At 73.4% G+C, this 25,346-nt stretch carries 22 protein-coding genes; 12 read left to right on the top strand and 10 right to left on the bottom strand.

Annotated features, from left to right (window positions below; translation table 11 throughout):
• Positions 1–11: 11 nt before the first annotated feature.
• Positions 12–542, bottom strand: a complete 531-nt coding sequence (locus tag ABD973_RS04775; RefSeq protein WP_345498713.1) for a nucleotide triphosphate diphosphatase NUDT15 — start codon at positions 540–542, stop codon at positions 12–14.
• Positions 543–668: 126 nt separating this feature from the next.
• Here ABD973_RS04775 and ABD973_RS04770 point away from each other — a divergent pair, with 126 nt between their 5' ends.
• Positions 669–2,591 (top strand): NAD(P)-binding protein, encoded by a 1,923-nt coding sequence (locus ABD973_RS04770; protein ID WP_345498711.1) that lies wholly within the window; start codon positions 669–671, stop codon positions 2,589–2,591.
• Between the two features lie 64 nt (positions 2,592–2,655).
• Here the strand turns inward: ABD973_RS04770 and ABD973_RS04765 are convergent, their stop codons facing one another.
• Positions 2,656–3,723: an ATP-dependent DNA ligase gene (locus ABD973_RS04765; RefSeq protein ID WP_125824249.1), complete on the bottom strand. Its 1,068-nt coding sequence runs from the start codon at positions 3,721–3,723 to the stop codon at positions 2,656–2,658.
• A 75-nt stretch (positions 3,724–3,798) separates the two neighbouring features.
• Between ABD973_RS04765 and ligD the strand changes: the two genes are divergently transcribed.
• Together ligD and ABD973_RS04755 are read left to right on the top strand one after the other, a co-directional pair.
• On the top strand, positions 3,799–4,821 hold the full coding sequence (gene ligD, locus ABD973_RS04760; protein WP_345498708.1) for a non-homologous end-joining DNA ligase: 1,023 nt from the start codon (positions 3,799–3,801) through the stop codon (positions 4,819–4,821).
• A gap of 80 nt (positions 4,822–4,901) precedes the next feature.
• Entirely contained in the window at positions 4,902–5,402 is a 501-nt protein-coding gene (locus ABD973_RS04755) for an HAD domain-containing protein (RefSeq protein WP_345498706.1), read from the top strand.
• Here the strand turns inward: ABD973_RS04755 and ABD973_RS04750 are convergent.
• The gene (locus ABD973_RS04750; RefSeq protein WP_345498704.1) at positions 5,399–5,890 is read right to left on the bottom strand and encodes a DUF6183 family protein; all 492 of its coding nucleotides are present in this window, start codon (positions 5,888–5,890) and stop codon (positions 5,399–5,401) included. The genes ABD973_RS04755 and ABD973_RS04750 overlap by 4 nt on opposite strands.
• A gap of 82 nt (positions 5,891–5,972) precedes the next feature.
• Between ABD973_RS04750 and ABD973_RS04745 the strand changes: the two genes are divergently transcribed.
• A complete protein-coding gene (locus ABD973_RS04745) occupies positions 5,973–6,218 on the top strand; it encodes a WhiB family transcriptional regulator (RefSeq protein ID WP_125604078.1) in 246 nt (81 codons plus the stop codon).
• An 82-nt stretch (positions 6,219–6,300) separates the two neighbouring features.
• Here the strand turns inward: ABD973_RS04745 and ABD973_RS04740 are convergent, their stop codons facing one another.
• From ABD973_RS04740 to ssgD, 3 genes are all read right to left on the bottom strand, one after another.
• Complete coding sequence (locus tag ABD973_RS04740) at positions 6,301–7,272, bottom strand: acyl-ACP desaturase (RefSeq protein ID WP_125823137.1); 972 nt, start codon at positions 7,270–7,272, stop codon at positions 6,301–6,303.
• A 241-nt stretch (positions 7,273–7,513) separates the two neighbouring features.
• Positions 7,514–9,157: an ABC-F family ATP-binding cassette domain-containing protein gene (locus ABD973_RS04735; RefSeq protein ID WP_125823138.1), complete on the bottom strand. Its 1,644-nt coding sequence runs from the start codon at positions 9,155–9,157 to the stop codon at positions 7,514–7,516.
• A gap of 195 nt (positions 9,158–9,352) precedes the next feature.
• A complete protein-coding gene (gene ssgD, locus ABD973_RS04730) occupies positions 9,353–9,769 on the bottom strand; it encodes a spore wall synthesis regulator SsgD (protein WP_007267557.1) in 417 nt (138 codons plus the stop codon).
• A 343-nt stretch (positions 9,770–10,112) separates the two neighbouring features.
• Between ssgD and ABD973_RS04725 the strand changes: the two genes are divergently transcribed.
• Positions 10,113–11,201 carry a WD40/YVTN/BNR-like repeat-containing protein gene (locus ABD973_RS04725; RefSeq protein WP_345498698.1) on the top strand — a complete coding sequence of 363 codons (1,089 nt, stop codon included), beginning with the start codon at positions 10,113–10,115 and terminating at the stop codon, positions 11,199–11,201.
• 375 nt (positions 11,202–11,576) lie between these two features.
• Here the strand turns inward: ABD973_RS04725 and ABD973_RS04720 are convergent, their stop codons facing one another.
• The gene (locus ABD973_RS04720) at positions 11,577–11,873 is read right to left on the bottom strand and encodes a YciI family protein (RefSeq protein ID WP_125823139.1); all 297 of its coding nucleotides are present in this window, start codon (positions 11,871–11,873) and stop codon (positions 11,577–11,579) included.
• Positions 11,874–11,898: 25 nt separating this feature from the next.
• On the opposite strand from ABD973_RS04720, the gene ABD973_RS04715 reads away from it, so the two are divergent.
• Together ABD973_RS04715 and ABD973_RS04710 are read left to right on the top strand one after the other, a co-directional pair.
• Complete coding sequence (locus ABD973_RS04715; RefSeq protein ID WP_125604166.1) at positions 11,899–12,588, top strand: endonuclease V; 690 nt, start codon at positions 11,899–11,901, stop codon at positions 12,586–12,588.
• 168 nt (positions 12,589–12,756) lie between these two features.
• Complete coding sequence (locus ABD973_RS04710) at positions 12,757–14,103, top strand: DUF6923 family protein (protein WP_125823141.1); 1,347 nt, start codon at positions 12,757–12,759, stop codon at positions 14,101–14,103.
• A gap of 63 nt (positions 14,104–14,166) precedes the next feature.
• Here the strand turns inward: ABD973_RS04710 and ABD973_RS04705 are convergent, their stop codons facing one another.
• Positions 14,167–15,381 carry a saccharopine dehydrogenase family protein gene (locus tag ABD973_RS04705; protein ID WP_345498693.1) on the bottom strand — a complete coding sequence of 405 codons (1,215 nt, stop codon included), beginning with the start codon at positions 15,379–15,381 and terminating at the stop codon, positions 14,167–14,169.
• Between the two features lie 201 nt (positions 15,382–15,582).
• Between ABD973_RS04705 and ABD973_RS04700 the strand changes: the two genes are divergently transcribed.
• From ABD973_RS04700 to ABD973_RS04685, 4 genes are read left to right on the top strand one after another with little or no spacing between them, the layout of a single operon-like run.
• A complete protein-coding gene (locus tag ABD973_RS04700; protein WP_125823143.1) occupies positions 15,583–16,710 on the top strand; it encodes a CaiB/BaiF CoA transferase family protein in 1,128 nt (375 codons plus the stop codon).
• A 35-nt stretch (positions 16,711–16,745) separates the two neighbouring features.
• Positions 16,746–17,888: an acyl-CoA dehydrogenase family protein gene (locus tag ABD973_RS04695; protein ID WP_125824251.1), complete on the top strand. Its 1,143-nt coding sequence runs from the start codon at positions 16,746–16,748 to the stop codon at positions 17,886–17,888.
• Positions 17,889–17,934: 46 nt separating this feature from the next.
• On the top strand, positions 17,935–19,149 hold the full coding sequence (locus ABD973_RS04690; RefSeq protein ID WP_125604004.1) for an acetyl-CoA C-acetyltransferase: 1,215 nt from the start codon (positions 17,935–17,937) through the stop codon (positions 19,147–19,149).
• Positions 19,150–19,201: 52 nt separating this feature from the next.
• Complete coding sequence (locus ABD973_RS04685; RefSeq protein WP_125823144.1) at positions 19,202–21,373, top strand: 3-hydroxyacyl-CoA dehydrogenase NAD-binding domain-containing protein; 2,172 nt, start codon at positions 19,202–19,204, stop codon at positions 21,371–21,373.
• A gap of 78 nt (positions 21,374–21,451) precedes the next feature.
• On the opposite strand, the gene ABD973_RS04680 is transcribed toward ABD973_RS04685, so the two are convergent.
• On the bottom strand, positions 21,452–22,114 hold the full coding sequence (locus ABD973_RS04680; protein ID WP_125823145.1) for a maltokinase N-terminal cap-like domain-containing protein: 663 nt from the start codon (positions 22,112–22,114) through the stop codon (positions 21,452–21,454).
• Positions 22,115–22,130: 16 nt separating this feature from the next.
• Positions 22,131–22,853 carry a MerR family transcriptional regulator gene (locus ABD973_RS04675; RefSeq protein WP_125823146.1) on the bottom strand — a complete coding sequence of 241 codons (723 nt, stop codon included), beginning with the start codon at positions 22,851–22,853 and terminating at the stop codon, positions 22,131–22,133.
• A 94-nt stretch (positions 22,854–22,947) separates the two neighbouring features.
• Here ABD973_RS04675 and ABD973_RS04670 point away from each other — a divergent pair, with 94 nt between their 5' ends.
• Positions 22,948–24,774 carry an AMP-dependent synthetase/ligase gene (locus ABD973_RS04670; protein ID WP_125823147.1) on the top strand — a complete coding sequence of 609 codons (1,827 nt, stop codon included), beginning with the start codon at positions 22,948–22,950 and terminating at the stop codon, positions 24,772–24,774.
• Positions 24,775–25,346: the final 572 nt, after the last annotated feature.

Genomic DNA, 25,346 nt, shown 5'->3' with positions numbered 1-25,346 from the left:
CGTTGCCGCTTCTAGGAGGGGCTGCTTCCGGTGCCGGTGGGATAGTCGTGCGAGGGGACGGGCGGCAGGGCCGTGAGGTCCGGGCGCCAGACGCGCAGGACGGCCGCCGACGGAGGGTAGAGGGCGCCGGGGATCTCCTCCGGGGCGAACCACTGCCAGCGGGCGATCTTGTGCGGCTCGGTGACGGCCGGGGTGCCCTCGGCCGAACGGGTGAGGGCGGCCACCGTCAGACGGGTCGGCGGCTCGGGGTCCGCGTACAGCTGGACGGCGAGCAGCTCGACGTCCCCGGGGTCGGCCCGCAGGGAGGTCTCCTCCTCCAGCTCGCGGGCGGCGGTCTCCTCGAAGCGCTCCCCGGGGTCCACCTTGCCGCCGGGCAGCTCCCAGTTCCCGTCGTGGGCCCGGCCGAGCAGGACCCGGCCGTCGGGGCCGACGACGATCAGCCCGACGCCGACGGTCGCGTGGATCCCGGCGAGGGCGCGGGCGGGCGGGGAGCCTTCGGGGCGGGATCCGGTGTCGCGGGCGTTCTCGTGTTCGCTGGCCATGAGGTCATCTTCGCCGGTGGGGCGGCGCGCCCACCCTAGGACGGATGTGCGAGTTTCGGCCGGGCTCCGGACGTGCAGGCTCTGGGCGGTCAGATCGTCGTACGGGACGCCGGGTCGGGGGTTGCCATGGCACATCTGCTGGTCATCGGCGGAGGTGTCGCCGGGCTCGCGACCGCCCTCCTCGCGGCCCGCCGGGGGCACACCGCCGAGGTCTTCGAACGCGACACCCGCGCCCCGGGCACCGCCCTCGACCGGGACTTCTTCGGCTGGCGCCGCCCGGGCGTACCGCAGGCGGCGCAGCCGCACGTCCTGCTCGGCGCCGCCCGCCGGCTGCTGCGCGCCGAACTGCCCGACGTGCACGCCGAGATGCTGCGGCTCGGCGCCCGCGAACGGCACGAGCTCGACTGGTTCGAGGTGCGGCCGCCCGCGCGCCCGGGGGACGAGGACCTGGTCATGATCCAGGCCCGGCGGATCGTGCTGGAGAGCGCGCTGGCCGGTGCCGTGCGGGCGGAGCCGGGCGTGGTGGTGCGGTACGGGGAGCCCGTCGTCGGCCTGACGCGGGGCGAGGGGGGTGAGGGGGGTGAGGGGGGCGAGGAGGCCGGGAGGGCGGCGGGGGTTGACGGGCCCGGGGTGGCCGGGCCGGCCGGCGCGGTGCCGTGGGTCCGGGTCACCGGGGTGACCACCCCGGGCGGCGCGTACCGGGGCGACCTCGTGGTGGACGCGGCCGGCCGGCGGAGCGGCTCCGCCGGCCTGGCGGCCGCCGCCGGCTGCCGTCCGGCCCCCGTCGAGCGGCACCGCACCGGGCTGGCGTACTTCTGCCGCTGGTACCGGCTCCCCGACGGGACGGACGAGGGGCCGCGCCGGCCGTGGACCGTGACCGGCGGCGCCTTCGCGGGCTGCGCGGTCTTCCCGTCCGACAACCGGGTCTTCGCCGTCACGGTGTTCGCGCACACCGGGGACCCCACCCGCGCCGCCCTGCGGGACCCGGCCGTGTTCGAGGCCGCCGCGCGGGCCTTCCCGCCCGGCGCGGCCTGGCTCGGGCTGGGCGCCGAGCCGCTGTCGGGGGTGCTGGCGGCCGCGGGCCTGGACAACCGGTGGAGCCCGCTCGCCGACGGGCGGGGCCCGGTGGCCGGCGGGATGGTGCCGGTCGGCGACGCGCTCACCCACACCAACCCGACCCTGGGGCAGGGGACTTCGCTGGCGCTGTGGGCCGCCGACCGGGTGGCGCGCACGGCCCACCAGGACCCGGGCTCCTTCGGCTTCGCCGCCGCCTACCACGGCTGGGCGCTGCGCACCCTGAAGCCGTGGTTCGACCTCCAGGTCGGGGCCGACGCGGCGGTCGGGGAGCGGCTCGCGGCGGGGGCCGGCGGCGTGGCCGGCGGGGCCGGGGCGGGCCGGGCCCGGGAGGCGGCCGCGCTGTTCGAGTGCGCGCTGGAGGACCCGGAGGTGATGCGGGCCCGGGCCCGGGTCCGCCACCTGGCCGAGCCCCCCGAGCGCGCCTACGCGGACCCCGAGGTCCGGGCGCGGGTGGCCCGCTGGCTCGCGGCCCGGCCGGACTGGACGCCGAACGCGGTGGGCCCGGCCCGCGCGGAATGGGAGGAACTCACCGGCACCCGCAGCGGCGCGCACACCGGGGCCGACGCTGACACGAACCCCGGCACCGGGAGCGGCCCCGGGAGCGGCCCAGGCACGGGCCTCAGCACCAGCCCCGGCCTCAACACCGGATGCGGCCCCGGCCTCAACACCGGCCCCGGCCCCGACACCAGGTGCGGCACCGGCCCCGGCACCAGCATCGGGAGCGGTCCCGGCACCAGCACCGGCACGGGCCTCGGCACCAGCACCGGGTGCGGCCCCGGCACCGGGACGGGCCTCAGCCCCGGTCCCGGCACCAGCACCGGCACGGGCCTCGGCACCAGCGCCGGGTGCGGCCCCGGCACGGGGACGGGCCTCAGCACCGGCCCCGGCACGGCCATCGGCTCCGGCCCCGCTCCCGGCCCCGGCCAGGCCCAGGCAGCGGTGCCCGGGCCGGCCCGGGGCGCGGCCGGGTGAGGGGGCGGGGGCCGGTCCCGTGCCGACCGCAGCCGGGCCGTTGCCCGCGGGCCGGGGCGGCGGCTCAGCCCGTGCCGCCCAGCACCTCGGCCAGGTCGTAGCCGACGACCTCCTCCAGCTGGGCGTACGTACAGCTCTCCGGCGTCCGGTCGGGGCGCCAGCGCGCGAACTGCGCGGTGTGCCGGAAGCGGTCGCCCTCCATGTGGTCGTACCGCACCTCGCAGACCCGCTCCGGGCGCAGCGGTACCCAGGACAGGTCCTTCTTCCCCGTCCAGCGGCTCTGCGCGCCCGGCAGCCGGGCGGTCTCGTGGGCCGCCTCCTCGGCCCAGGCGGCCCAGGGATGGCCGGCCGGGTCCGGCATGCGCAGGGGTTCGAGCTCCTCGACGAGCTCGGCCCGGCGCTTCATCGGGAAGGCGGCGCAGACGCCCACGTGCTGGAGGGCGCCGTGGTCGTCGTACAGGCCGAGCAGCAGCGATCCGATGATCGGACCGCTCTTGTGGAAACGGAAACCCGCGACGACGACATCGGCCGTACGCTCGTGCTTGATCTTGAACATGAGGCGGGCGTCGGGCCGGTAGGGAAGATCGAGGGGTTTCGCGACGACCCCGTCGAGCCCGGCGCCCTCGAACCGCTCGAACCACTCCCGCGCGAGCCCGGGATCGGTGGTGGCGGGCGCGAGGTGGACGGGGGGCCGGGCGGTGGAGAGCGAATGGACGAGGGCGCTGCGGCGCTCGCCGAGCGGGGTGTCGAGGAGGGACTCGTCGCCGAGCGCGAGCAGGTCGAAGGCGACGAAGCTGGCCGGCGTCGTCCCGGCGAGCAGCTTCACCCGGGAGGCGGCGGGGTGGATCCGCTCGCTGAGACGGTCGAAGTCGAGGCGTCCGCCGTGCACGACGACGATCTCCCCGTCGACCACGCAGCGGGCCGGCAGGTTCTCCTTCAGCGCGGCCACCAGCTCGGGGAAGTACCTGGTCAGGCTCTTGCCGGTACGGCTGCCGACCTCCACCTCGGCCCCGTCACGGTGCACGATCGCCCGGAAGCCGTCCCACTTGGCCTCGTACTGCATGCCCGGCGGGATCCTGCTCACCGACTTGGCGAGCATCGGCTTCACGGGCGGCATCACCGGCAGGTCCATGCCCTCGATTCTGCGGTGGTACGTCCGGGCCCGCTCGGTGTGCGCGTCCGCCCGCACCCGCCTACCGTGGCGCCCATGGGCGGTAGCGCGGGTGGTGCGATCGAGCTCGAAGCGGGCGGACGGGCGGTACGCCTGTCCAGCCCGGACAAGGTGTACTTCCCGGAGCGCGGCCTCACCAAGCGGGACGTCGCCGAGTACTACCTGGCCGTCGCCGACGGGATCACCCGCGCGCTGCGCGACCGCCCCACCACCCTGGAGCGGTACCCGGAGGGAGTGGAGGGGGAGTCCTTCTTCCAGAAGCGCGCCCCGAAGAACCTGCCCGACTGGATCCCCACCGCGCACATCGCCTTCCCCAGCGGCCGCACGGCCGACGAGATCTGCCCGACCGAGCCGGCCGCCGTCCTGTGGGCCGCCAACCTGGGCTGCCTGACCTTCCACCCGTGGCCGGTGCGCCGCGAGGACACCGACCGGCCGGACGAACTGCGCATCGACCTCGACCCGCAGCCCGGCACCGACTACCACCACGCGGTGGCGGCGGCGCACGAACTGCGGGCGCTGCTCGACGAGCTGGGGCTGCGCGGCTGGCCCAAGACCTCGGGCGGTCGCGGCCTGCACGTCTTCGTCCCGATCGCGCCGCGCTGGACCTTCACCGAGGTCCGCCGCTGCGCCATCGCCCTGGGCCGGGAGCTGGAGCGCCGCATGCCGGGCAAGGTCACCACGGCCTGGTGGAAGGAGGAACGCGGCGAGCGGATCTTCGTCGACTACAACCAGACGGCCCGCGACCGGACCATCGCCTCGGCCTACTCCGTCCGCCCCCGCCCGCACGCCCCGGTCTCGGCGCCGCTGCGCTGGGACGAGGTGGACGACGCGGAACCGCGCGACTTCGACATCGTGACGATGCCGGCACGCTTCGCCGAACTGGGCGACCTGCACGCCGACATGGACGACCACGCCTTCGGCCTGGAAACCGTCCTGGAACTCGCGGCCCGCGACGAACACGACCACGGCCTGGGCGACATGCCGTACCCGCCGGACTACCCGAAGATGCCGGGCGAACCGAAACGCGTCCAGCCGAGCCGCGCGAAGCCCGCCGACTGACACCCAACCCGGCTTCCGGGGCCCGGGGCGCGGGCGACTCCCTTGCTCCCGCCCGGGGCGCCAGGGCCTAGCCTGGCGGCATGGACGTCGCTCCCGCCCCGCTCCCGCTGCTCTTCCTCGACGTGGACGGCCCGCTGATCCCCTTCGGCGGAACCGGCTACCCCCCGGCCGCCGGGCCCGGCAATCCGCTGCTCGCCAGGCTCGACCCCGGTCTCGGGCCCCGGCTGCTGGCCCTGCCGTGCGAGCTGGTGTGGGCGACGACCTGGGCGGACGAGGCCAACGAGACGCTCTCCCCGCGCCTGGGTCTGCCGTGCCTGCCGGTGGTGGAGTGGCCGGAGCCCTCCGACGCCGAGGGCCGGGACGGCCTGCACTGGAAGACCCGCACCCTCCTGGAACGGGCCGGCGAGCGGCCGTTCGTCTGGGCCGACGACGAGATCACCCCCGCCGACCGGGCCTGGGCCGCCGCCCACCACCCCGCCCCCGCGCTCCTGCACCGCGTCGACCCCCGGACGGGACTGACGGACGCGGACTTCGCCGTACTGGCCCGCTGGCTGGGCCGGCCCGGAGCGGACACCCCCTAGTCGGTGTCCGTCGCCGCGAGGACGGCCAGGCGGCGGCGGTCGGGGGAGAGGGCCGCGATGGCGAAGTCGGTGCCTGTCTCGTTGTGGAACCAGCCGGAGTCGGCCTCGAAGCGGAACCAGGTGGTCTCGCGGGCCCAACGCTCCACTTCCTCGGCGTCGGCCAGGGCCGGGGCCCCGCTGAGGGCGGACATCGAGCGCCATGCCCACATCCGACCCCACGCTCCGCCCACGCCCTGGTCGTACACCCCGCCCATCGAGGCGGAGGCGAAGAGCAGCTGCCAGACGTCGTCCAACGGTGTGAGCGCGACCTCGAAGCGGGCCGTGGCGCCGACGTCGGCGTGCGCCAGCTGCTCCTGGTACGTCCGCGCCCGCCGGGCGGCGTCCTCGTACCCGTCGGCGAGCCGCGCCCCCAGTTCCCGGAGGTACGCGACGTCGCCCTCGGCGGCACGCCGCTCCGGCTCGCCCCGGACGAACTGAACGTCTTCCATGATCTTCACCCTCATCGGACACGAGCACCGCTGTTGATCAGGTGTTGATCGGACGTCCATCCCGCCCGTCCACGATCGGCGCATGTCGATGAACTCCATTGCCGCCCCCGCCTGGTACGACCAGGCCCTGTGCGCCCAGACCGGTCCGAGCTTCTTCTTCCCGGAGCCGGGGTCCTCGCTCCAGGACGCGAAGCGGCTCTGCGGGGCGTGCGAGGGCAGGGCGGCGTGCCTGGAGTACGCGCTCGCGAACGACGAGCGCTTCGGGGTGTGGGGCGGCCTGTCGGAGGCGGAGCGCTCCGCCCTGCGTCCGCGCGGCGGAACGGCGTAGCGGGAGGGCGTAGCGGGAGGGCGGGCCGACGCGGCCGGACACGGCGGAACCCCCGGCGGGGCCGGGGGTTCCGGGTGGCGGTTCAGCCCTTGCGGGCGGCCATGCGCGCGGCGCGCGCGGCGAGGCGCTCGTCGAACTTGCGGGCCTCGCTGTCCAGGCCGTTCATGAAGAGCCCCAGCTCCTCCTGGGCCTTCTGGCCCTCCGGACCCAGGTCCTCGATGTCCATGATCTTGAGGAAGCGGATCACGGGGCTCAGTACGTCGTCGTGGTGGATCCGCAGGTTGTAGACCCCGCCGATCGCCATCTGCGCGGCCATCCGCTCGAAGCCGGGCATGCCGTGTCCGGGCATCCGGAAGTTGACGACGACGTCCCGCACGGCCTGCATCGTCAGGTCGGGGGCGATCTCGAAGGCCGCCGCAAGCAGGTTGCGGTAGAAGATCATGTGCAGGTTCTCGTCCTGCGCGATGCGGGCGAGCATCCGGTCGCAGACCGGGTCACCGGACTGGTGTCCGGTGTTGCGGTGCGAGATGCGGGTCGCCAGCTCCTGGAAGGCGACGTAGGCGACCGAGTGCAGCATCGAGTGGCTGTTGTCCGACTCGAAGCCCTCCGACATGTGCTGCATGCGGAACGCTTCCAGCTTGTCCGGGTCCACGGCGCGCGAGGCGAGCAGGTAGTCGCGCATCACGATGCCGTGGCGGCCCTCCTCGGCGGTCCAGCGGTGCACCCAGGTGCCCCACGCGCCGTTGCGGCCGAAAAGGGTCGCGATCTCGTGGTGGTAGCTGGGCAGGTTGTCCTCGGTCAGCAGGTTCACGACCAGGGCGATCTTGCCGATGTCGGTGACCTTGGACTGCTGGGGGTCCCAGGCCTCGCCGTCCTCGAAGAAGCCCGGGAAGTTGCGGCCGTCGCTCCACGGCACGTACTCGTGGGGCATCCAGTCCTTGGTGACCTTCAGATGGCGGTTGAGCTCCTGTTCGACCACCTCTTCCAGCGCGTACAGCAGCTTGGCGTCGGTCCACGCCTCCGAGCTGCCGAGGTGGGGAGAGGTGATCGTCACGGGTACTCCTGGGGACAAAGCGAATTACCTACGGTTCCGTAGCCTACGGAATCGTAGGTTAAGCGCGACATCAAGGAGCGCCAAGCCCCACCCGTCGGTCTGTCCGGCTACATCCGGTTATCCATGCAGTTCGAGACGGCGCCGGACTGCTCCGCGGACGTGAGAATCACGCCGGAAGGTGGTCCGCGACGCCGCCTTGACGGCGCGGACCGCCTTCTCCGGGGCCGGCCCGTCCCGGGCGCTACCGCCCCGTCGCCCCCCGGACCTCCTCGGCGGAGGCGGCCCGCAGCACGCCGCCGTCGAGCAGCAGCCAGCGCGTGATGCCGATCGACTCCAGGAACGGCACGTCGTGGCTGGCCACCAGGAGCGCGCCCTCGTAGGACTCCAGGGCCGCGCCGAGCTGCCGCACGCTCGCCAGGTCCAGGTTGTTCGTCGGCTCGTCCAGCATCAGCAACTGCGGAGCCGGCTCCGCGAGCAGCAGCGCCGCCAGCGTCGCCCGGAAGCGTTCGCCGCCCGACAGGGTGCCGGCCGGCCGGTCCGCCCGGGCGCCCCGGAACAGGAAGTGCGCGAGCCGCGCCCGGATCACGTTGTTCGTGGCCTGCGGGGCGAACCGTGCCACGTTCTCCACCACCGACCGCTCGTCGTCCAGCACGTCCAGCCGCTGCGGCAGGAAACGGGCGGGGACGTGGGTCACCGCCTCCCCGGACGCGGGCGGCAGCAGGCCGGCGACGGTCCGCAGCAGGGTCGTCTTGCCCGAGCCGTTCGCGCCGACCAGCGCGATCCGCTCCGGGCCGCGCACCTCCCACTCGCCCGCGACCCGCGCGCCGCCGTGGGCGAGGCGCAGGTCACTCAGGGTGAGCACCCGGCGCCCTGGCGGGACCTGGGTGGCGGGCAGCCGGACGCGGATCTCCGCGTCGTCGCGCACCGCCTCGACGGCCTGGTCCAGCCGCTCCCTGGCGTCCGCCAGCTTCTCGGCGTGCATGATGCGGTGCTTGCCCGCCGACTCCTGGGCGGCGCGCTTGCGGGCCCCCATCACGATCTTCGGCTCGCGCTTGTTGTCGTTCATCTTCTGGCCGTACCGCTTGCGGCGGGCCAGTTTGACCTGGGCGTCGGCCAGTTCGCGCTTCTGGCGCTGTACGTCGGCCTCGGCGACCCGGACCATCCGCTCGGCCGACTCCTGCTCGGCCGCCAGCAGCCGCTCGTATGCGCTGAAGTTGCCGCCGTACCAGCGGACTTCGCCCTCGCGCAGGTCGGCGATCTGGTCGACCCGCTCCAGCAGCTCCCGGTCGTGGCTGACCAGCACCATCACCCCGGACCAGGACTCGACGGCCGCGTACAGGCGGCGCCGGGCCCGCAGGTCCAGGTTGTTGGTGGGTTCGTCGAGGAGCAGTACGTCCGGTCCGGCGAGCAGCAGCGCCGCCAGCCGCAGCAGGACGCACTGGCCGCCCGACAGCTCGGCGACGGTCCGGTCCAGGCCGATACCGGCGAGGCCGAGCTGGTCGAGGACGGCGAGTGCCCGCTCCTCCACGTCCCAGTCGTCGCCGACGGCGGTGAAGTTGGACTCGGTGGCCTCACCCGCCTCGATGGCGTGCAGGGCCTCTCGGGCGGTGCGGATGCCGAGCGCCTCGTCCACCCGCAGGGCGGTGTCGAGCGTGGCGTCCTGCGGGAGGTAGCCGACGGTCCCGGCGACCGACACCTGCCCCGAGGACGGGGTCAGGGCGCCGGCGAGGAGCTTCAACAGGGTGGACTTCCCACACCCGTTGAGGCCGACCAGGCCGGTCCGGCCGGGCCCGACGGTCAGGTCGAACCCGTCGAAGACCGGACTGCCGTCGGGCCAGTCGAAGGAGAGGGCGGTGCAGGTGGCGAAAACAGGGGCATGGCTCATGGAGGCCTCCAGGTTGCGTGGATGGTGCGTGCAACGTGGTGAGACGGCCGACTGCCACGGGGTCCGCGAGGATGCGGCGGGTGGTCGAAGGTGTCGGTGTCTCGGTCCTCAGAAGAGCAATGTCCTACTCCGTTTCGGCGACTGCAGGGCCTTCACGAAGCTACGGGCGGCCGGGGCCGCCCGCAAACGAATTAGTCAGCAGGAGCCGCGCATCAGCTCGTCGAGACTGTGGTCCATGTCGAGATAGCGGTGTTCCAGGCCCGGGGGCACGAGCGCGGAGGTGCGTTCGAGGAACCGCTGGAGCTCGGCCGTGGTCATCAGCACGATCGCCACGCCCTCCGGCGCGTGGAACTCGACCGTGGTCCGGTCCCCGTCGTACGGCCGCACCCGCACGTCGCCGCACCCCGACGGATGGCGCAGCCCGGACATCAGCAGCTCGCGGGCGAAGGTCCAGGACACCTCCACGCCTTCGAGCGTGGCCAGGGCGGGGAAGGCCATGCGGACGGCGAAGGGGTCCGAGCGGTCGTAGCAGAGGGTGACGGGGACGGTCTCGACCTTCGGTGCGGTGGCGATCAGTCGGGCCTGCACGGCCTGCTCGATGACAGTGATCAAGGCTCGCTCCCTTGCGGCGGATCTGCTGTCGGGCTGTGGGGTGGAGCCCGGCAACCGGATAGACGCCGGAATCGGCAAATCCGTGCATGGCGGATGACGTGAGCTGTGTCACCGATTGGCGCGATCTCATCTGTGCGATCGCACAGAGTGAGCGGTGGTGACATGCGGTCAAAGGGCGCGGAGACGGCGACGGCCCCGCGCGGCGATCTCAATACGTCCGGTATTCGATCGCTCCGCAGGCCTAAGCGGATGCGGGAGGGGCCCGAGGGGCGGGTGGAGGCACCCTGGACGGAGTCCGTGGGGTGCGTTAGCTTCCCGCGCCATGAGACTTCTGGGAGTTGGCATGTGCGCGGCAGCTCTGCTGGTCGCCACCGCTGTGGCGCCGGCGAGCGCGGACAGCGGCGCTGGCGGCGGCGCGGACCTGGCGCCGGGCTCACGCGGAGTCGGCTGGGCGGTCAAGGACACCGGGCAGGTGGGCGCCGAAGCCGTCCGCTTCCGCGGCCTGGCCGCCGTCAGCCGCGGCACGGCCTGGCTCGCGGGCTCCAAGGGGCGGGTGCTGCGCACCGGGGACGGCGGCCGCAGCTGGCGGGACGTCTCGCCGCCCGCCGCGGTGGCCGAGGGGCTGGAACTGCGCGACATCGAGGCCTTCGACGGGCGGCGCGCGGTCGCCCTGTCCATCGGCGAGGGCGAGGCCTCCCGGGTCCTGCGCACCGAGGACGGCGGCGCGACCTGGACCGAGGCCTTCCGAAACACCGATCCGCGTGCCTTCTACGACTGCCTGACCTTCTTCGACTCCCGTCACGGTCTGGCGGTGAGCGACCCCGTCGACGGGAAGTTCCGTCTCCTGGCCACCGATGACGGCGGGCGCAGCTGGCGGGTGCTCCCGGACGCGGGGATGCCGCCGGCGCTGACGGGCGAGGCCGCCTTCGCGGCGAGCGGGCAGTGCCTGACGGCCTCCGGGCCGCGGGACGTGTGGCTGGCCACCGGCGGGGGGCCGACGGCACGGGTGCTGCACTCCGCCGACCGGGGCCTGACCTGGCGGGTCGCCGACTCCACCGTCCCGGGCGGGGACCCGGCGCGCGGGGTGTTCGCCCTGGCCTTCCGCGACCGCACGACGGGCCTCGCGGTCGGCGGCGACTACCGGACCGGCCAGCCGTCGCCGCGGGCGGCGGCTCGCTCCGCCGACGGGGGCCGCGGCTGGACCCAGGCGGCTGTTCCGCCGCCGGCCTACCGTTCGGGCGCGGCCTGGTACCCGTACGGGCACGGCACCGCCCTCGCGGTCGGCCCGACGGGCACGGACGTCACCACCGACGCGGGGCGGACCTGGCGGGCGCTGGAGGCGGGGTCGTTCGACACCGTCGACTGCGCGGCGGACGGGGGCTGCTGGGCGGCAGGCGAAAAGGGCCGCGTGGCCCGCCTGGAGCGCCACTAGCCGGCCCCGCTGCGCGGGCTGCTCCCCGCCCCGCCCTTCGCCCGTTCCCCGGGGCTGCGCCCCGGCCCCCCTGGGGGCTCCGCCCCCAGACCCCCGCGCCTCAAACGCCGGCGAGGCTGGAATTCGCTGCGCGAATCCAGCCCGCGCGGCGTTCGAGCGCAACGGGGTCCGGGGCGGAGCCCCGGTTCTTCCAGCCTCGCCGGCGTTTGAGGCGCGGGGGCAGGGGCAGCGCCCCTGGGAACGGTGGAAGGGCGGGTAGGGGACGGCCCCGCGCAGCGGCCGACACACCGGCAGAGGGCAGCCCCCGCGCGGCGGTCCAGCCCGGCGGGCGCGGGACGGCCCCGCGCGGCGGGGCCCCGGACCGCCCGGCCAGGGCTACGGCAGGGTCTCGCGGGCCTCGGCCAGCGCCGCGGAGGTCTTCGTGGCGATGAACTCCGTGATCCGGTACGCGCAGACGCCCGCCACCACGAAGGGGTCCCCGGCCGCTATCTCCTCGATCTCGCCCCGCGAGACCCCGCGGGCCAGGATCACCCCGCCGTCCCGTGGGACCTTGCGCCCGGAGGCGAGGAAGACGCCGGACGCGTAGTACCCGTCCAGCCACGCGAGGTGGGCGTCCATCCGCTCTTCGACGGCTTCGATGGGCGCGGTGTAGCTGAGCTCCATGACGAACATGATCGTCAGGCTACCCTCGCACCCCATGACGACTGTGAAGACCCCCGCCGACGAGGCCGAGGCCCGGGCGATACAGGACGAACTGCGTGGCCGCGTCGTGCTCGACGAGGTAGGCCCCCCGCCCGGCCAGGGGCTGATCGCCGGGGTGGACGTGGCCTACGACGACGAACGGGACCTGGTCGCGGCCGCCGCCGTGGTCCTCGACGCCGCCACCCTGGAGGTGGTGGCCGAGTCCACCGCCGCCGGGAACGTCAGCTTCCCCTACGTGCCCGGACTGCTCGCCTTCCGCGAGCTGCCGACCGTGCTCGCCGCCCTGGAGGCCCTCCCCGTCACCCCCGACCTCGTCGTCTGTGACGGCTACGGCCTCGCCCACCCGCGCGGCTTCGGCCTGGCCTGCCACCTCGGGGTGGTCACGGGCCTGCCCAGCATGGGCGTCGCGAAGAACCCCTTCACCTTCACCTGCGAGGAGCCCGGCGCCCCGCGCGGCGAGTCCTCCCCGCTGCTCGCGCCCGACGGCGGCGTCGTCGGCCGGGCGCTGCGCACCCAGCACGGGATCAAACCGGTGTACGTCTCCGTCGGCCACCGCGTCTCCCTGGACAACGCCTGCGCCCACGCCCTCGCGCTGAGCCCCCGCTTCCGCATCCCCGAGACCACCCGGCACGCCGACTCCCTGTGCCGTCGCGCCCTCCGGGAGGCCGTCGACGGCCTCCAGTGACCGGAGCTCGCCCGTGTGTTCGCGCCCCTGGTGCATTTGAGCGAACTCGGCCGGTGAAGCCCGAGCCTCCGTGTACGGCCCAATGCCCTTTGTGCTCGTCTTTGTCCGGTACGCGCGGTACCAACGGTGCGCAGCCCGGCTGCGCTTGGCGGCGGAAGGGGCAGATTCGTGAGCAGAGGTACGAACGGAGCGGGCCAGAGGAAGCGGCAGCGGCGGGCGGTGGCCGCGCTGAGCGCGCTCGGCGTCGTCGCGGGGCTCGCGGCCGGCGCGCTGGCGGCTCCGGCCGGCGCCGCCGCGGCCCCAGCGGGCCCCAAGGGCTCCGCGGCGGTCTCCGATCCGAAGCACCCGGACGGGAGCCCCGTCGCGTGCGACGGGAAGGTCTACCTCTCCAAGGGCGATCCGGACCAGCTCTACACCGTCGAACGGGGGCCCGGGAAGGTCCGGTTCAAGGAGCTGGGCGAGCCGACGCCCTTCCTCTACAACGCCATCGGCGTGAACCCGGACGACCGCTTCCTGTACGGGACCACGTTCGGCGACGGGGCCAACAAGCTGGTCCGCTTCGACGGCGAGGGCGAGTACGTCCTGAACGAGGACGGGGTCGAGGGCCTTCCGGCCGCCCTCTACATCTCGGGCACGTTCGACGACGAGGGCAACTACTTCGTCCTGGCCGACAACACGGGTCTGATCCAGCAGATCGACGTGAAGAACAACAGGGTGGTCCGGACGATCGACATCCCGGCCCTGGCTCCCGACGCCCTCGACATCTTCGACATCGCCTTCCACGACGGGTACCTCTGGGGCGCGACCGAGGCGGGCGCCATCGTACGGATCGACGTCGAGAACGCGAGCGCGGACTTCTTCCCCGGCGTCCTGCCGGGCGGTTCCGACTTCGGCGGCGTCTTCGTCTACGGAAACGGCGACCTCGGGTTCTTCCGCAACGCCGGAGAGCTCATCCGCGTCCACGTGAAGAACGCGGCCGGATCCAACCCGAAGTTCACCGTGCTGTCGCGGCAGGCGACGCCGGAGCAGTCGCTGACGAACGTCGACGCCACCTCCTGCTTCTTCGACTCCTCCGCCGACCTGTCGGTCCACAAGCGCGGCCCCAAGGTCGTCAGGGCGGGCGACGAGATCACCTACGACATCACGGTGAAGAACGACCACAAGGGCGCCTCCTCCGGCTGGTCCCTGGTCGACGACCTCCCCGCGAGGGTCCTGGACCCCGCCACCGACACCGAGGGCTGCGAGATCAGCAACGGCCTCCTCTCCTGCACGGGCGGCCCGCTGCGCGAGGGCGGCCGCGTGAAGATCACGGTGTCCGGCACCGCCGCGGACGTCACCAAGCCGACCGCCGTGCCGAACACCGCCACGGTCTTCGGTGACGACCAGGACCCGCGCAAGAAGAACAACACGGGCTTCGCGTCCACGAAGATCAAGCCGGCCGCCGGCGACGGGGAGGAAGAGCAGAAGGAGCGCGAGGAGCACAAGGAGCACGGGGACGGGCACGGCGGGCGTTAGCCGGCCGGGGGAGGCGGCGGGGACCGGGCCGGGACGAGCGCCCGGGGCCCCGCCGCCGAACCCCTACCGCTGCGCCGCCACCCGGAAGCGGATGCCGGCCTTCTGGAGGCGGGCCGACAGGGCGTCACCCATGGCCACCGCCGTCGTCAGCTGCCCGGAGCGGTCCGGGAGGGCGTCGTGGGCCAGGCACAGCGCGGACTCCGCCAGCATCTTCGCGGTCTCCCCGTAGCCCGGGTCACCGCCCGACACCTCGGTGAACACGCGCTGGCCACCGCCCTCGCCGACGAAGCGGACCGTGAACCAGCTGCGGGCGCGCCGCTCCGCGTCCGGACCGTTGCCCGGCTCCCACAGGCCCATCAGCCACCGCCGGGCCGGCGGGACCTGCACCAGCGCCGCGGTCGCGCCCACCGCCGCCGTCAGGCCCACCGCGACCGGCAGGTGCCGCACCGAGGCGTAGTGGCGGTAGCGGAAGTCCGGCCCGTACCGCTCCAGCACGGCCGCCGACCGGGTCACGATCCGCGGGTCCAGTACGGGCAGCGGCAGCGCCCAGGTCCCGGTCTCCCGGCTGAAGCGCGGAACGCCCACGGGCCCGCGTACGCGGCGCCCCGGCAGCCGGGGCTCGTGCAGCCGGCGGGCGCGCGCGGCCGCCAGGGTCTGCGGCCCCCGGCCCAGCGCGGTCAGGGCGGAGGCGACGGTACCGCCGGAGGCGAGCGCCCCGGCCCGCAGGAACCCGTCCACCCGCAGCGGCACCCCCGAGGGCAGCAGGCCCACCGTGAAGTACGCCCCGAGGTCGGCCGGGATCGAGTCGAACCCGCACGCGTGCACGAGCCGCGCCCCCGTCTCGCGGGCCCGCGCGTCGTGCTCGACGTACATCCGGTCCACGAACTCCGGCTCCCCGGTGAGGTCCGCGTAGTCGGTGCCCTCCGCGGCGCAGGCCGCGACCAGCTCCGCACCGTGATGGACGTACGGCCCGACCGTGGTGGCCACCACCCGGGTACGGGCGGCCAGTTCGCGCAGCGCCCGCCGGTCGCCCGCGTCGGCCCGCAGCAGCGGCAGCCGCGCGCAGTCCGGGTTCAGGGCGGCCAGCCGCTCGCGCAGCCGCTCCAGCTTGCCGAGGTCGCGCCCGGCCAGCGCCCACCGGGTGCCGACGGGGGCGTGCCCGGCGAGGTACTCGGCGGTGAGTGCCCCGACGAAGCCGGTGGCGCCGTAGAGCACGAGGTCGAGCTCCCGCCCCGGACGGCCGCCGCGGACGGGCTCATTGTGGACCTGCTCGGTCATGGAACGTTCCTCCCAGCTGGTGTGGGTGGCTGAGGTTAGCGTTGACACCGACGGTCCGGGCGAGCAGGAGCCACAGCGGAAACCTGCTAAGCGCTTGCTCTTGTGCTGAGTGGGGAGCATTCCTAGCATCACTGGTGTTACATCGGTTGTGTCACACACCTGCACACCCACCCACCCGTACACCAGGATGCCGGGGGCACGATGGCAGTGACAGCAGGCCCGCTCGCGGGAGTACGCGTCGTCGAACTGGCGGGCATCGGTCCCGGCCCGTTCGCCGCCATGGTCCTCGCCGACCTCGGCGCGGACGTCGTACGCGTGGACCGGCCGGGCGGCGGAGGGCTCGCGATCGACCCGGCCCACGACGTCACCAACCGCAACAAGCGTTCCGTCCTGGTCGACCTGAAGTCCCCCGAGGGCCCCGCCCTCGTACTGGACCTGGTCGAGCGCGCCGACGTGCTGATCGAGGGCTTCCGCCCCGGGGTCGCCGAGCGGCTCGGCGTCGGCCCGGACGACTGCCTCGCCCGCAACCCCGGGCTGGTCTACGGCCGGATGACCGGCTGGGGCCAGCAGGGCCCGCTCGCCCACACCGCCGGCCACGACATCGCGTACATCGCCGTCACCGGCGCACTCGGCATGATCGGCAACCCCGGCGAGCCCCCGGCGGTCCCCGCCAACCTCGTCGGCGACTACGCGGGCGGCTCGCTCTACCTCGTCATCGGCATCCTCGCCGCCCTCCACCACGCCCGCGGCCCCGAGGGCGCCGGCCAGGTCGTGGACGCCGCGATCGTCGACGGCACCGCCCACCTCACCGCCATGATCCACGGCATGGTCGCGGCCGGCGGCTGGCAGGACCGGCGCGGAGCCAACCTCCTGGACGGCGGCTGCCCCTTCTACGGCACCTACGAGACCTCCGACGGCCAGTACATGGCCGTCGGCGCTCTGGAGCAGCAGTTCTACGACACCTTCACCGAGCTCCTCGGCATCGCCGACCGGGCCCCCGCCCGCAAGGACCTCGCCCGCTGGGGCGAGCTGCGCGAGGCCGTCGCCGCGCGCTTCAAGTCCCGTACGCGCGCGGAGTGGACGGCCGTCTTCGAGGGCACCGACGCCTGCGTGGCACCCGTCCTCTCGCTCCGCGAGGCCCCGCACCACCCCCACCTCACCGCACGCGGCACCTTCACCGACTTCGGCGGCACCCTCCAGCCCGCCCCCGCCCCGCGCTTCTCCGCCACCCCGACCCGCGTCGCCTCCGGCCCTGCCCTGCCCGGCGCGGACACCGGCTCCGTGGCCGCCGACTGGGGCGTACCGGCACTGCTCCCGAAAGAGGCCTGATGGAACTGTCCAGCCGTACGACGAGCGCGGCCCCGATGCGACGCCGCATCTACGACGCCGACCACGAGGCGTTCCGCGAGACCGTACGCACCTTCCTGAACAAGGAGGTGCTGCCGCACTACGAGCAGTGGGAGAAGGACGGCATCGTCAGCCGGGACGCCTGGCGTGCCGCAGGCCGGCAGGGCCTGCTGGGCCTGGCCGTCCCCGAGGAGTACGGCGGCGGAGGCAACCCGGACTTCCGCTACGCGGCGGTGCTCGCCGAGGAGTTCACCCGCGCCGGAGCCCCGGGACTCGCGATCGGCCTGCACAACGACATCATCGGCCCCTACCTGACCTCGCTGGGCACCGAGGAGCAGAAGCGCCGCTGGCTGCCCGGCTTCTGCTCCGGCGAGACCATCACCGCGATCGCGATGACCGAGCCCGGCGCCGGCTCCGACCTCCAGGGGATCCGCACCACCGCCGAGGACCGGGGCGACCACTGGCTGCTCAACGGCTCCAAGACCTTCATCTCCAACGGCATCCTCGCCGACCTGGTCATCGTCGTCGCCAAGACCACCCCCGAGGGCGGGGCGCACGGACTGTCCCTGCTGGTCGTCGAGCGCGGCGCCGAGGGATTCGAACGCGGCCGCAACCTCGACAAGATCGGCCAGAAGTCCCAGGACACCGCCGAGCTGTTCTTCAACGACGTACGCGTCCCCAAGGAGAACCTCCTCGGCGAGCTGAACGGGGCCTTCGTCCACCTGATGACCAACCTCGCGCAGGAGCGCATGGGCATCGCGATGGCCGCCATCACCGCCGCCGAACACCTGCTGGAGATCACCACCACGTACGTCAAGGAACGCGAGGCCTTCGGGCGGCCGCTCTCCAAGCTCCAGCACATCCGGTTCGAGATCGCCGAGATGGCCACCGAGTGCGCCGTCACCCGCACCTTCCTGGACCGCTGCATCACCGACCACGCCAACGGGGAACTGGACCACGTCCACGCCTCGATGGCCAAGTGGTGGGCCACCGAACTCCAGAAGCGGGTGGCCGACCGCTGCCTCCAGCTGCACGGCGGCTACGGCTACATGACCGAATACCGGGTGGCGCGCGCCTTCACCGACGGCCGCATCCAGACCATCTACGGCGGCACGACCGAGATCATGAAAGAGATCATCGGCCGCTCCCTCCTCGGCTGACTCCGCCCCCGACCTCCCCCTCGGACACCTTCGAAAGGCCTGACCAGTGAGCACCGAAGCGTACGTGTACGACGCGATCCGCACCCCGCGCGGCCGGGGCAAGGCCAACGGCGCCCTGCACGGCACCAAGCCGATCGACCTGGTCGTCGGCCTCATCGACGCCCTGCGCGAGCGCAACCCCGGCCTGGACCCCGCCGCCATCGACGACATCGTCCTCGGCGTCGTCGGTCCCGTCGGCGACCAGGGCTCCGACATCGCCCGCATCGCCGCCATCGCCGCGGGCCTGCCGGACACCGTCGCCGGCGTACAGGAGAACCGCTTCTGTGCCTCGGGCCTGGAAGCCGTCAACCTGGCCGCCGCCAAGATCCGCTCCGGCTGGGAGGACCTCGTCCTCGCCGGCGGCGTCGAGTCCATGTCCCGCGTCCCCATGGCCTCCGACGGCGGCGCCTGGTTCGCCGACCCCATGACCAACTGGGACACCGGCTTCGTCCCGCAGGGCATCGGCGCCGACCTGATCGCCACCATCGAGGGATTCTCCCGGCGCGACGTGGACGAGTACGCCGCCCTGTCCCAGGAGCGCGCCGCCACGGCCATCAAGGAGGGCCGCTTCGCGAAGTCCGTGGTCCCCGTCACCGACCGCAACGGCCTGGTCGTCCTGGACCACGAGGAGTTCGTCCGCCCCGGCACCACCGCCGACACCCTCGCCAAGCTGAAGCCCTCCTTCGCCGACATCGGCGACCTCGGCGGCTTCGACGCCGTCGCCCTGCAGAAGTACCACTGGATCGAGAAGATCGACCACGTCCACCACGCCGGCAACTCCTCCGGCATCGTCGACGGCGCCTCGCTCGTCGCCATCGGCACCCGCGAGGCCGGCGAGCGGGGCGGCCTGCGCCCGCGCGCCCGGATCGTGTCCGCCGCCGTCTCCGGCTCCGAGCCCACCATCATGCTCACCGGCCCCGCCCCGGCCACCCGCAAGGCCCTCGCCAAGGCCGGACTGACCATCGACGACATCGACCTGATCGAGATGAACGAGGCCTTCGCCGGCGTCGTGCTGCGCTTCGTCAAGGACATGGGCGTCTCCCTGGACAAGGTCAACGTCAACGGCGGCGCCATCGCCCTCGGCCACCCCCTCGGCGCCACCGGAGCCATGCTCCTGGGCACCGTCGTCGACGAACTGGAGCGCCAGGACAAGCGCTACGGCCTCGTCACCCTCTGCGTCGGCGGCGGCATGGGCGTCGCCACCATCGTCGAACGCGTCTGACCCGTCCTGATCCCCGATCCCTGATCCCACCTCTGACACGGAAGTAGCGAACATGAGCGAGTCCACCACGATCCGCTGGGAACAGGACGAGACCGGCGTCGTCACCCTGGTCCTCGACGACCCGGGCCAGTCCGCCAACACCATGAACCAGGCCTTCAAGGACTCCATCGCGGCCGTCGCCGACCGCGCCGAGGCCGAGAAGGACTCCATCCGCGGCATCATCTACACCTCCGCCAAGAAGACCTTCTTCGCCGGCGGCGACCTCAAGGACATGATCCGCCTCCGCCCCGAGGACGCACGGCTCGCCTTCGACACCGGCACCGAGATCAAGCGGTCCCTGCGCCGCATCGAGACCCTCGGCAAGCCCGTCGTCGCCGCCATCAACGGCGCCGCCCTCGGCGGCGGTTACGAGATCTGCCTCGCCTCCCACCACCGCGTCGCCCTCGACGCCCCCGGCTCCAAGATCGGCCTGCCCGAGGTCACCCTCGGCCTGCTCCCCGCGGGCGGCGGCGTCACCCGCACCGTCCGCCTCATGGGCATCGCCGACGCGCTGCTCAAGGTCCTGCTCCAGGGCACCCAGTACGACCCCCGGCGCGCCCTGGCCAACGGCCTGGTCCACGAACTCGCCGCCACCCCCGAGGAGATGCTGGCCAAGGCCCGCGCCTTCATCGACGCCAACCCCGAGTCGAAGCAGCCCTGGGACGTCCCCGGCTACAAGATCCCCGGCGGTACGCCCTCCAGCCCGCGCTTCGCCGCCAACCTGCCGGCCTTCCCCGCCAACCTCAAGAAGCAGCTGAACGGCGCCCCCTACCCGGCCCCGCGCAACATCCTGGCCTGCGCCGTCGAGGGCTCCCAGGTCGACTTCGAGACCGCCCTGACCATCGAGGCCCGTTACTTCACCGAGCTGGTCACCGGCCAGACCGCGAAGAACATGATCCAGGCGTTCTTCTTCGACCTCCAGGCCGTCAACGCCGGCCGCAGCCGCCCCCGGGGGACCGAGCCCCGCAAGGTCCGCAAGGTCGCCGTCCTCGGCGCCGGCATGATGGGCGCCGGCATCGCCTACTCCTGCGCCCGCGCGGGCATCGAGGTCGTCCTCAAGGACGTCACCGCCGAGGCCGCCGCCAAGGGCAAGGCGTACTCCGAGAAGCTGCTCGACAAGGCGCTCGCCAAGGGCCGCACCACCGAGGCCAAGCGCACCGAGCTGCTCGCCCGGATCACCCCGACCGCCGACGCCGCCGACCTGACCGGCTGCGACGCCGTCATCGAGGCCGTCTTCGAGGACACCGCCCTCAAGCACAAGGTGTTCCAGGAGATCCAGGACGTCGTCGCCCCCGACGCGCTGCTCTGCTCCAACACCTCCACCCTCCCCATCACCGGGCTCGCCGAAGGCGTCTCGCGCCCCGCCGACTTCATCGGCCTGCACTTCTTCTCGCCCGTCGACAAGATGCCGCTCGTGGAGATCATCAAGGGCGACCGCACCGGCGACGAGGCCGTCGCCCGCGCCTTCGACCTGGTCCGCCAGATCAACAAGACCCCGATCGTCGTCAACGACTCGCGCGGCTTCTTCACCTCGCGCGTCATCGGCCAGTTCATCAACGAGGGCGTGGCCATGGTCGGCGAGGGCATCGAGCCCGCCTCCGTCGAGCAGGCCGCCGCCCAGGCCGGCTACCCCGCCAAGGTGCTCTCGCTGATGGACGAGCTGACCCTCACCCTCCCGCGCAAGATCCGCAACGAGACCCGCAGGGCCTTCGAGGCCGAGGGCCGCGAGTGGACCGAACACCCGGCCGACCGGGTCATCGACCGGATGGTCGACGAGTTCGGCCGCCCCGGCCGCAGCGGGGGCGCAGGCTTCTACGAGTACGACGAGAACGGCAAGCGCAGCCGCATCTGGCCCGGCCTGCGCGAACACTTCGCCAAGCCGGACGCGCAGATCCCGTTCGAGGACATGAAGGAGCGGATGCTCTTCTCCGAGGCCCTGGACACCGTCCGCTGCCTCGACGAGGGCGTCCTCACCTCCATCGCCGACGCCAACATCGGCTCCATCATGGGCATCGGCTTCCCCGCCTGGACCGGCGGCGTGATCCAGTACATCAACGGCTACGAGGGCGGCCTGCCCGGCTTCGTCGCCCGCGCCCGCGAGCTGGCCGCCACCTACGGCGAACGCTTCACCCCGCCGGCCTCGCTGGTGGCGAAGGCCGAGCGCGGCGAGACGTACGCCGACTAGGACGGCCAGAGGTCCCGGGCCCGCGAAGACGGGCCCGGGGCCGGCGGGACGGGCCGGACCGGCGGGAGCCGCCGGGCCTCAGGCCCGCAGGTGCGCGAACGCCCCGCGGTGCGCGGCGCCGTCCGGGGCGGACCAGCCGGCCAGCACCTGCCCGAGCAGCCCCTCCCCGGAGGCGGGCCCGGGACGCAGCACCCGGCTCAGGGTCAGCGTCAGCACCGGGGCGTCCTGACCCACCGGCCCCGCCGTGACCTCCGTACCGGCGGCGGTGTCCGACACCCTCCCCGGGCCGGTCAGGCCCGCCGGCACGCCGCGCCCCTCGGAGCGGACCTCGACCGTCGGATCGGGGGTGGCGGTCTCGCCCTGGGCCTGGGCCACCGCCCCGCCCGCCAGCAGCGCCAGCAACTGCTCCACCAGGACGGGGTCGTGGGCGCCGTCGTAGACCCAGCGCTTCCCCAGCACCCCGTGCTCCAGCGTCCCGACCAGGCCCGCCTCCGCGCCCTCCAGCGGCGCGCCCCGGTAGGTCAGCGGCGCCAGGTAGGAGACCGGCTCCGGCCCGGACCCGTCGGTGACCACCATGAACTCGACCCCCACCTCGCCCTCGGGGTCGTCGAGCCGGAAACCCCCCGCCTTCGCGAGCCGCGCGGACGTCCCCACGCCCTGGTACCAGGGCCTCAAGGGCAGCCACTCCGCGAGGAGTTCGAGTTTGGTCGGGGACAGCGTGGTGTGATGGATGATCGCCATGCGGCCGAACCTACCCTCACTCCGAGGCGAACGCCGCCCGCAACTCCTCCTTCAGGGACCGCTGGAAGGCCGTCACCAGTGCCTGCACCACCATCGGCTGCATGTGCGCCGACAGAGCCTTCATCGACTCCACCCGCTCCGGGTCGTCCTCGTCCTCGGTGAACGGCCCCCACACCTCGTCCCGGAACAGCGCCGTCAACTGGTGCGCCGCCGTCCGCGCGTGCTCCAGCAGGATCCCCCGCGCCACCAGCAGCGTCTCGTGGGCGATCGGTACGTCCAGCAGCGCCACCCCCAGCCGCAGCAGGCCCACGTCCACCCGGAAGCCCTCCCCGGACCCCGCCACCACGTTCATCGCCGCCAGCCGGCGCAGGTCCCCGTCCGACAGGATCCGCCCCGCCCGCCTCTCCAACTCCGCCCGCGACACCTCCTGCGCCGCGTCCGGAGCCCACGTCGCCACCAGCGCCCGGTGGATCGCCAGGTCGTGCGCGCTCAGGTCGTCCGGCAGGGCGTCCAGATAGCGCTGGATCGCCGACAGGGTCATGCCCTGGTGCTGGAGCTCCTCGATCAGCGCCAGCCGCGACAGGTGCTCGGGCCCGTAGTGCCCCACGCGACGAGGTCCGATCACGGGAGGGGGCAAAAGCCCGCGCGTGCTGTAGAACCGTACGGTGCGGACGGTGACACCGGCCTTGGACGCCAGTTCGTCCACGGTGAGCATCGGCTCGGTCGCCTGGTCGGCCATCGCCCGCTCCTCGCTCTCTGAGCTCTCTGATCCACGGCTTGGGTTCAACAGTATTGCTGTCGCACCAACGATGTGAAACGGCCAGGAGCTGCCCATGACCACGAACCTGCGACTGCCCGGACGACCCGAGGACATCACCCTCCCCGCCCTGCTGGCCCGCAACGCGGCCGAACACCCGGACCTGCCCGCCCTCTCCTGGCGCGAGGCCGACGGCTGGAAGACCCTGAACTGGGGCCAGGTCCGCCACGAGGTCGCCGTCCTCGCCGCCGGCTACGCCGCCCTCGGCGTCGAACGCGGCGAACACGTCCTGCTGATGATGGCCAACCGCCCCGAGCACTGGCTCAGCGACCTCGCCCTCGTCCACCTCGGCGCCGTCCCCGTCACCGTCTACGGGACCTCCGCGCCCGAGCAGATCGCCCACATCGCCCGCCACAGCCGGGCCCGGCTGGCCGTCGTCGAAGGCGCCGGCGAACGCGACCGGTGGGCGCCCCTGCTGGACGACCCCGGGACCCCGCTGGAACGCCTCGTCATAGCGGAGGCCGCCGAAGCCGGCCCGCACACCGCCTACGGCTCCGTCTACGCCGACGGCGCCCGGCTGCACCGCGCCGACGGCTTCGAGAAGGCCTGGCGCGAGACCCGCCCCGAGGACCCCCTCACCGTCGTCTACACCTCCGGCACCACCGGCGACCCCAAGGGCGTCCGGCTGACCCACCGCAACATCCTGCTCCAGTCCGTCCGCCTCGACCGAGGCGTCCAGCTCCCCGAACACGCCGAGCACGTCTGCTACCTGCCGTTCGCGCACATCGCCGAACGGATCCTCGGCATCTACCTGCCCCTGCTGCGCGCCGCCCACGTCCGCCTCGTCGCCGACCCCACCGCGGTGGCCGCCGCCGTCCGCGAGCTGCGCCCCGTGCAGTTCTTCGGGGTGCCCCGGGTCTGGGAGAAGCTCGCCGCGGGCGTACGCGCGGTCCTGGCGGGCCTGCCGGAGGAGCAGCGGCGCGCCATCGACGCCGCCGGGGACCTGGCCCGGGCCCGGGCCGCCCACCAGGAACGCGGCGAAGACGTGCCGGCCGCGCTCGAAGCCGCGTACGCCGGGGCGAAGGAACGGGTCCTGGACCCGCTGCTGCGGCTGGCGGGGCTGGACCGGCTCGTCTGGACGGCCAGCGCCACCGCGCCGATGCCGATCGACGTGGTCCGCTTCTGGGCCGGCTGGGGGATCACCATCATGGACGCCTGGGGGCTGACCGAGACCTCCGGCGTGTGCACCCTCAACAGCAACACCCCCGACGGGTTCCGGCTCGGCTCGGTCGGCCGGCCCATCGAGGGGCTGGAGCTGAAGGTCGCCGCGGACGGGGAGGTCCTCACCCGCGGGGCGACCGTCTTCGGCGGCTACCTGCGGCCCGACGGGACGGTGGAGAGCGCGGCCGACGCCGAGGGCTGGTTCCCGACCGGGGACATCGGACGGCTCGACGAGGACGGCTTCCTGTGGCTGACGGACCGCAAGAAGGAGCTGATCATCACCTCGAACGGGAAGAACGTCTCCCCGGCGCTGGTGGAGAACACCGTCAAGGAACACCCGCTCATCGGCCAGGCCCTGGTCCACGGCGACGGCCGCTCCTACCTCGTCGCCCTGCTCGTCCTGGACCCCGAACTGGCCCCGGCCTGGGCGGCCGCCCGGGGCATCGAGACCACCTCCCTGGCCGGCCTGGCCGAACACCCGGCCGTCCTGGAGGAGACGTCCCGCGCGGTCGCCGCCGCGAACGCCCGCCTCAACCGCACGGAGCAGATCAAGCGCTACCGGCTGCTCGCGGAGGAATGGGGCCCGGCCACGGGAGAACTCACCCCGTCCCTGAAACTCCGCCGCAGGGTGGTCAGGGAGAAGTACGGGGCACTGATCGAGGGGCTGTACGGGGAGGGGTGACGGGGCGCGACCGCCTGGGGGAGTCGCGGCACGGGCCCGCTATCTCCCCCTCGCCCCCCGGGGGTCGGGCGGCGGTTGCCCACCCGCCTCCCTGTCTGCGGGCCCGGGGTGCGGGGGGCGGTAGCCCCTCGCCCCGTCTCAGAGCTGGTTGGGGGCTTCTCGTCAGTCCCATCGTCCTTCCGGTTCGGGCCGGCCTGTCAAGGGCGCTCCTTCGTCGCGTCGCTTCGCGATCGCCTTCGGCGACCCTTGACAGGCCGACCCGCCCCGGACTGCCGAAAGACTGCCGGGAAACCCCCAGAGAAACGGCACGGTCCATCGTTGGAGGAGCGGGCGCCTCAGCGATGAGGCGAGGGGCCGGGCGCGGCCCGCCGGGAATCCGGGCCCTCAAGAGTCGAGATTCCGGGCCAGGGGCGCGACTACCCGCGCGAGAGGCCGATCAGAGCCCCCTGCGGAGTGCCCCGGCGCGACAGATCGCTACGCGCTTCTCTGATCTCGGCGGCCGGCTGCCGTCTTGGGCTGGTCATGGGTCGCACAGAAGGCTCATGTAGCCCTTTTGTGCCAGTTGGGGGGGT

Source organism: Streptomyces racemochromogenes (genome assembly GCF_039535215.1).
Taxonomy (GTDB): Bacteria; Actinomycetota; Actinomycetes; order Streptomycetales; family Streptomycetaceae; genus Streptomyces; species Streptomyces racemochromogenes.
The sequence above is the reverse complement of the archived record's forward strand: the minus strand, read 5'-3'. Positions and strand labels throughout refer to the sequence as shown.

What these genes read in the sequence shown, in the direction of transcription:
- ABD973_RS04775 (WP_345498713.1), bottom strand. Translation starts at nt 542, where the DNA reads ATGGCCAGCGAACACGAGAACGCCCGCGACACCGGATCCCGCCCCGAA.
- ABD973_RS04770 (WP_345498711.1), top strand. Translation starts at nt 669, where the DNA reads ATGGCACATCTGCTGGTCATCGGCGGAGGTGTCGCCGGGCTCGCGACC.
- ABD973_RS04765 (WP_125824249.1), bottom strand. Translation starts at nt 3,723, where the DNA reads ATGGACCTGCCGGTGATGCCGCCCGTGAAGCCGATGCTCGCCAAGTCG.
- ligD (WP_345498708.1), top strand. Translation starts at nt 3,799, where the DNA reads ATGGGCGGTAGCGCGGGTGGTGCGATCGAGCTCGAAGCGGGCGGACGG.
- ABD973_RS04755 (WP_345498706.1), top strand. Translation starts at nt 4,902, where the DNA reads ATGGACGTCGCTCCCGCCCCGCTCCCGCTGCTCTTCCTCGACGTGGAC.
- ABD973_RS04750 (WP_345498704.1), bottom strand. Translation starts at nt 5,890, where the DNA reads ATGGAAGACGTTCAGTTCGTCCGGGGCGAGCCGGAGCGGCGTGCCGCC.
- ABD973_RS04745 (WP_125604078.1), top strand. Translation starts at nt 5,973, where the DNA reads ATGTCGATGAACTCCATTGCCGCCCCCGCCTGGTACGACCAGGCCCTG.
- ABD973_RS04735 (WP_125823138.1), bottom strand. Translation starts at nt 9,157, where the DNA reads ATGAGCCATGCCCCTGTTTTCGCCACCTGCACCGCCCTCTCCTTCGAC.
- ABD973_RS04725 (WP_345498698.1), top strand. Translation starts at nt 10,113, where the DNA reads ATGTGCGCGGCAGCTCTGCTGGTCGCCACCGCTGTGGCGCCGGCGAGC.
- ABD973_RS04720 (WP_125823139.1), bottom strand. Translation starts at nt 11,873, where the DNA reads ATGTTCGTCATGGAGCTCAGCTACACCGCGCCCATCGAAGCCGTCGAA.
- ABD973_RS04715 (WP_125604166.1), top strand. Translation starts at nt 11,899, where the DNA reads ATGACGACTGTGAAGACCCCCGCCGACGAGGCCGAGGCCCGGGCGATA.
- ABD973_RS04705 (WP_345498693.1), bottom strand. Translation starts at nt 15,381, where the DNA reads ATGACCGAGCAGGTCCACAATGAGCCCGTCCGCGGCGGCCGTCCGGGG.
- ABD973_RS04700 (WP_125823143.1), top strand. Translation starts at nt 15,583, where the DNA reads ATGGCAGTGACAGCAGGCCCGCTCGCGGGAGTACGCGTCGTCGAACTG.
- ABD973_RS04695 (WP_125824251.1), top strand. Translation starts at nt 16,746, where the DNA reads ATGCGACGCCGCATCTACGACGCCGACCACGAGGCGTTCCGCGAGACC.
- ABD973_RS04685 (WP_125823144.1), top strand. Translation starts at nt 19,202, where the DNA reads ATGAGCGAGTCCACCACGATCCGCTGGGAACAGGACGAGACCGGCGTC.
- ABD973_RS04680 (WP_125823145.1), bottom strand. Translation starts at nt 22,114, where the DNA reads ATGGCGATCATCCATCACACCACGCTGTCCCCGACCAAACTCGAACTC.
- ABD973_RS04675 (WP_125823146.1), bottom strand. Translation starts at nt 22,853, where the DNA reads ATGGCCGACCAGGCGACCGAGCCGATGCTCACCGTGGACGAACTGGCG.
- ABD973_RS04670 (WP_125823147.1), top strand. Translation starts at nt 22,948, where the DNA reads ATGACCACGAACCTGCGACTGCCCGGACGACCCGAGGACATCACCCTC.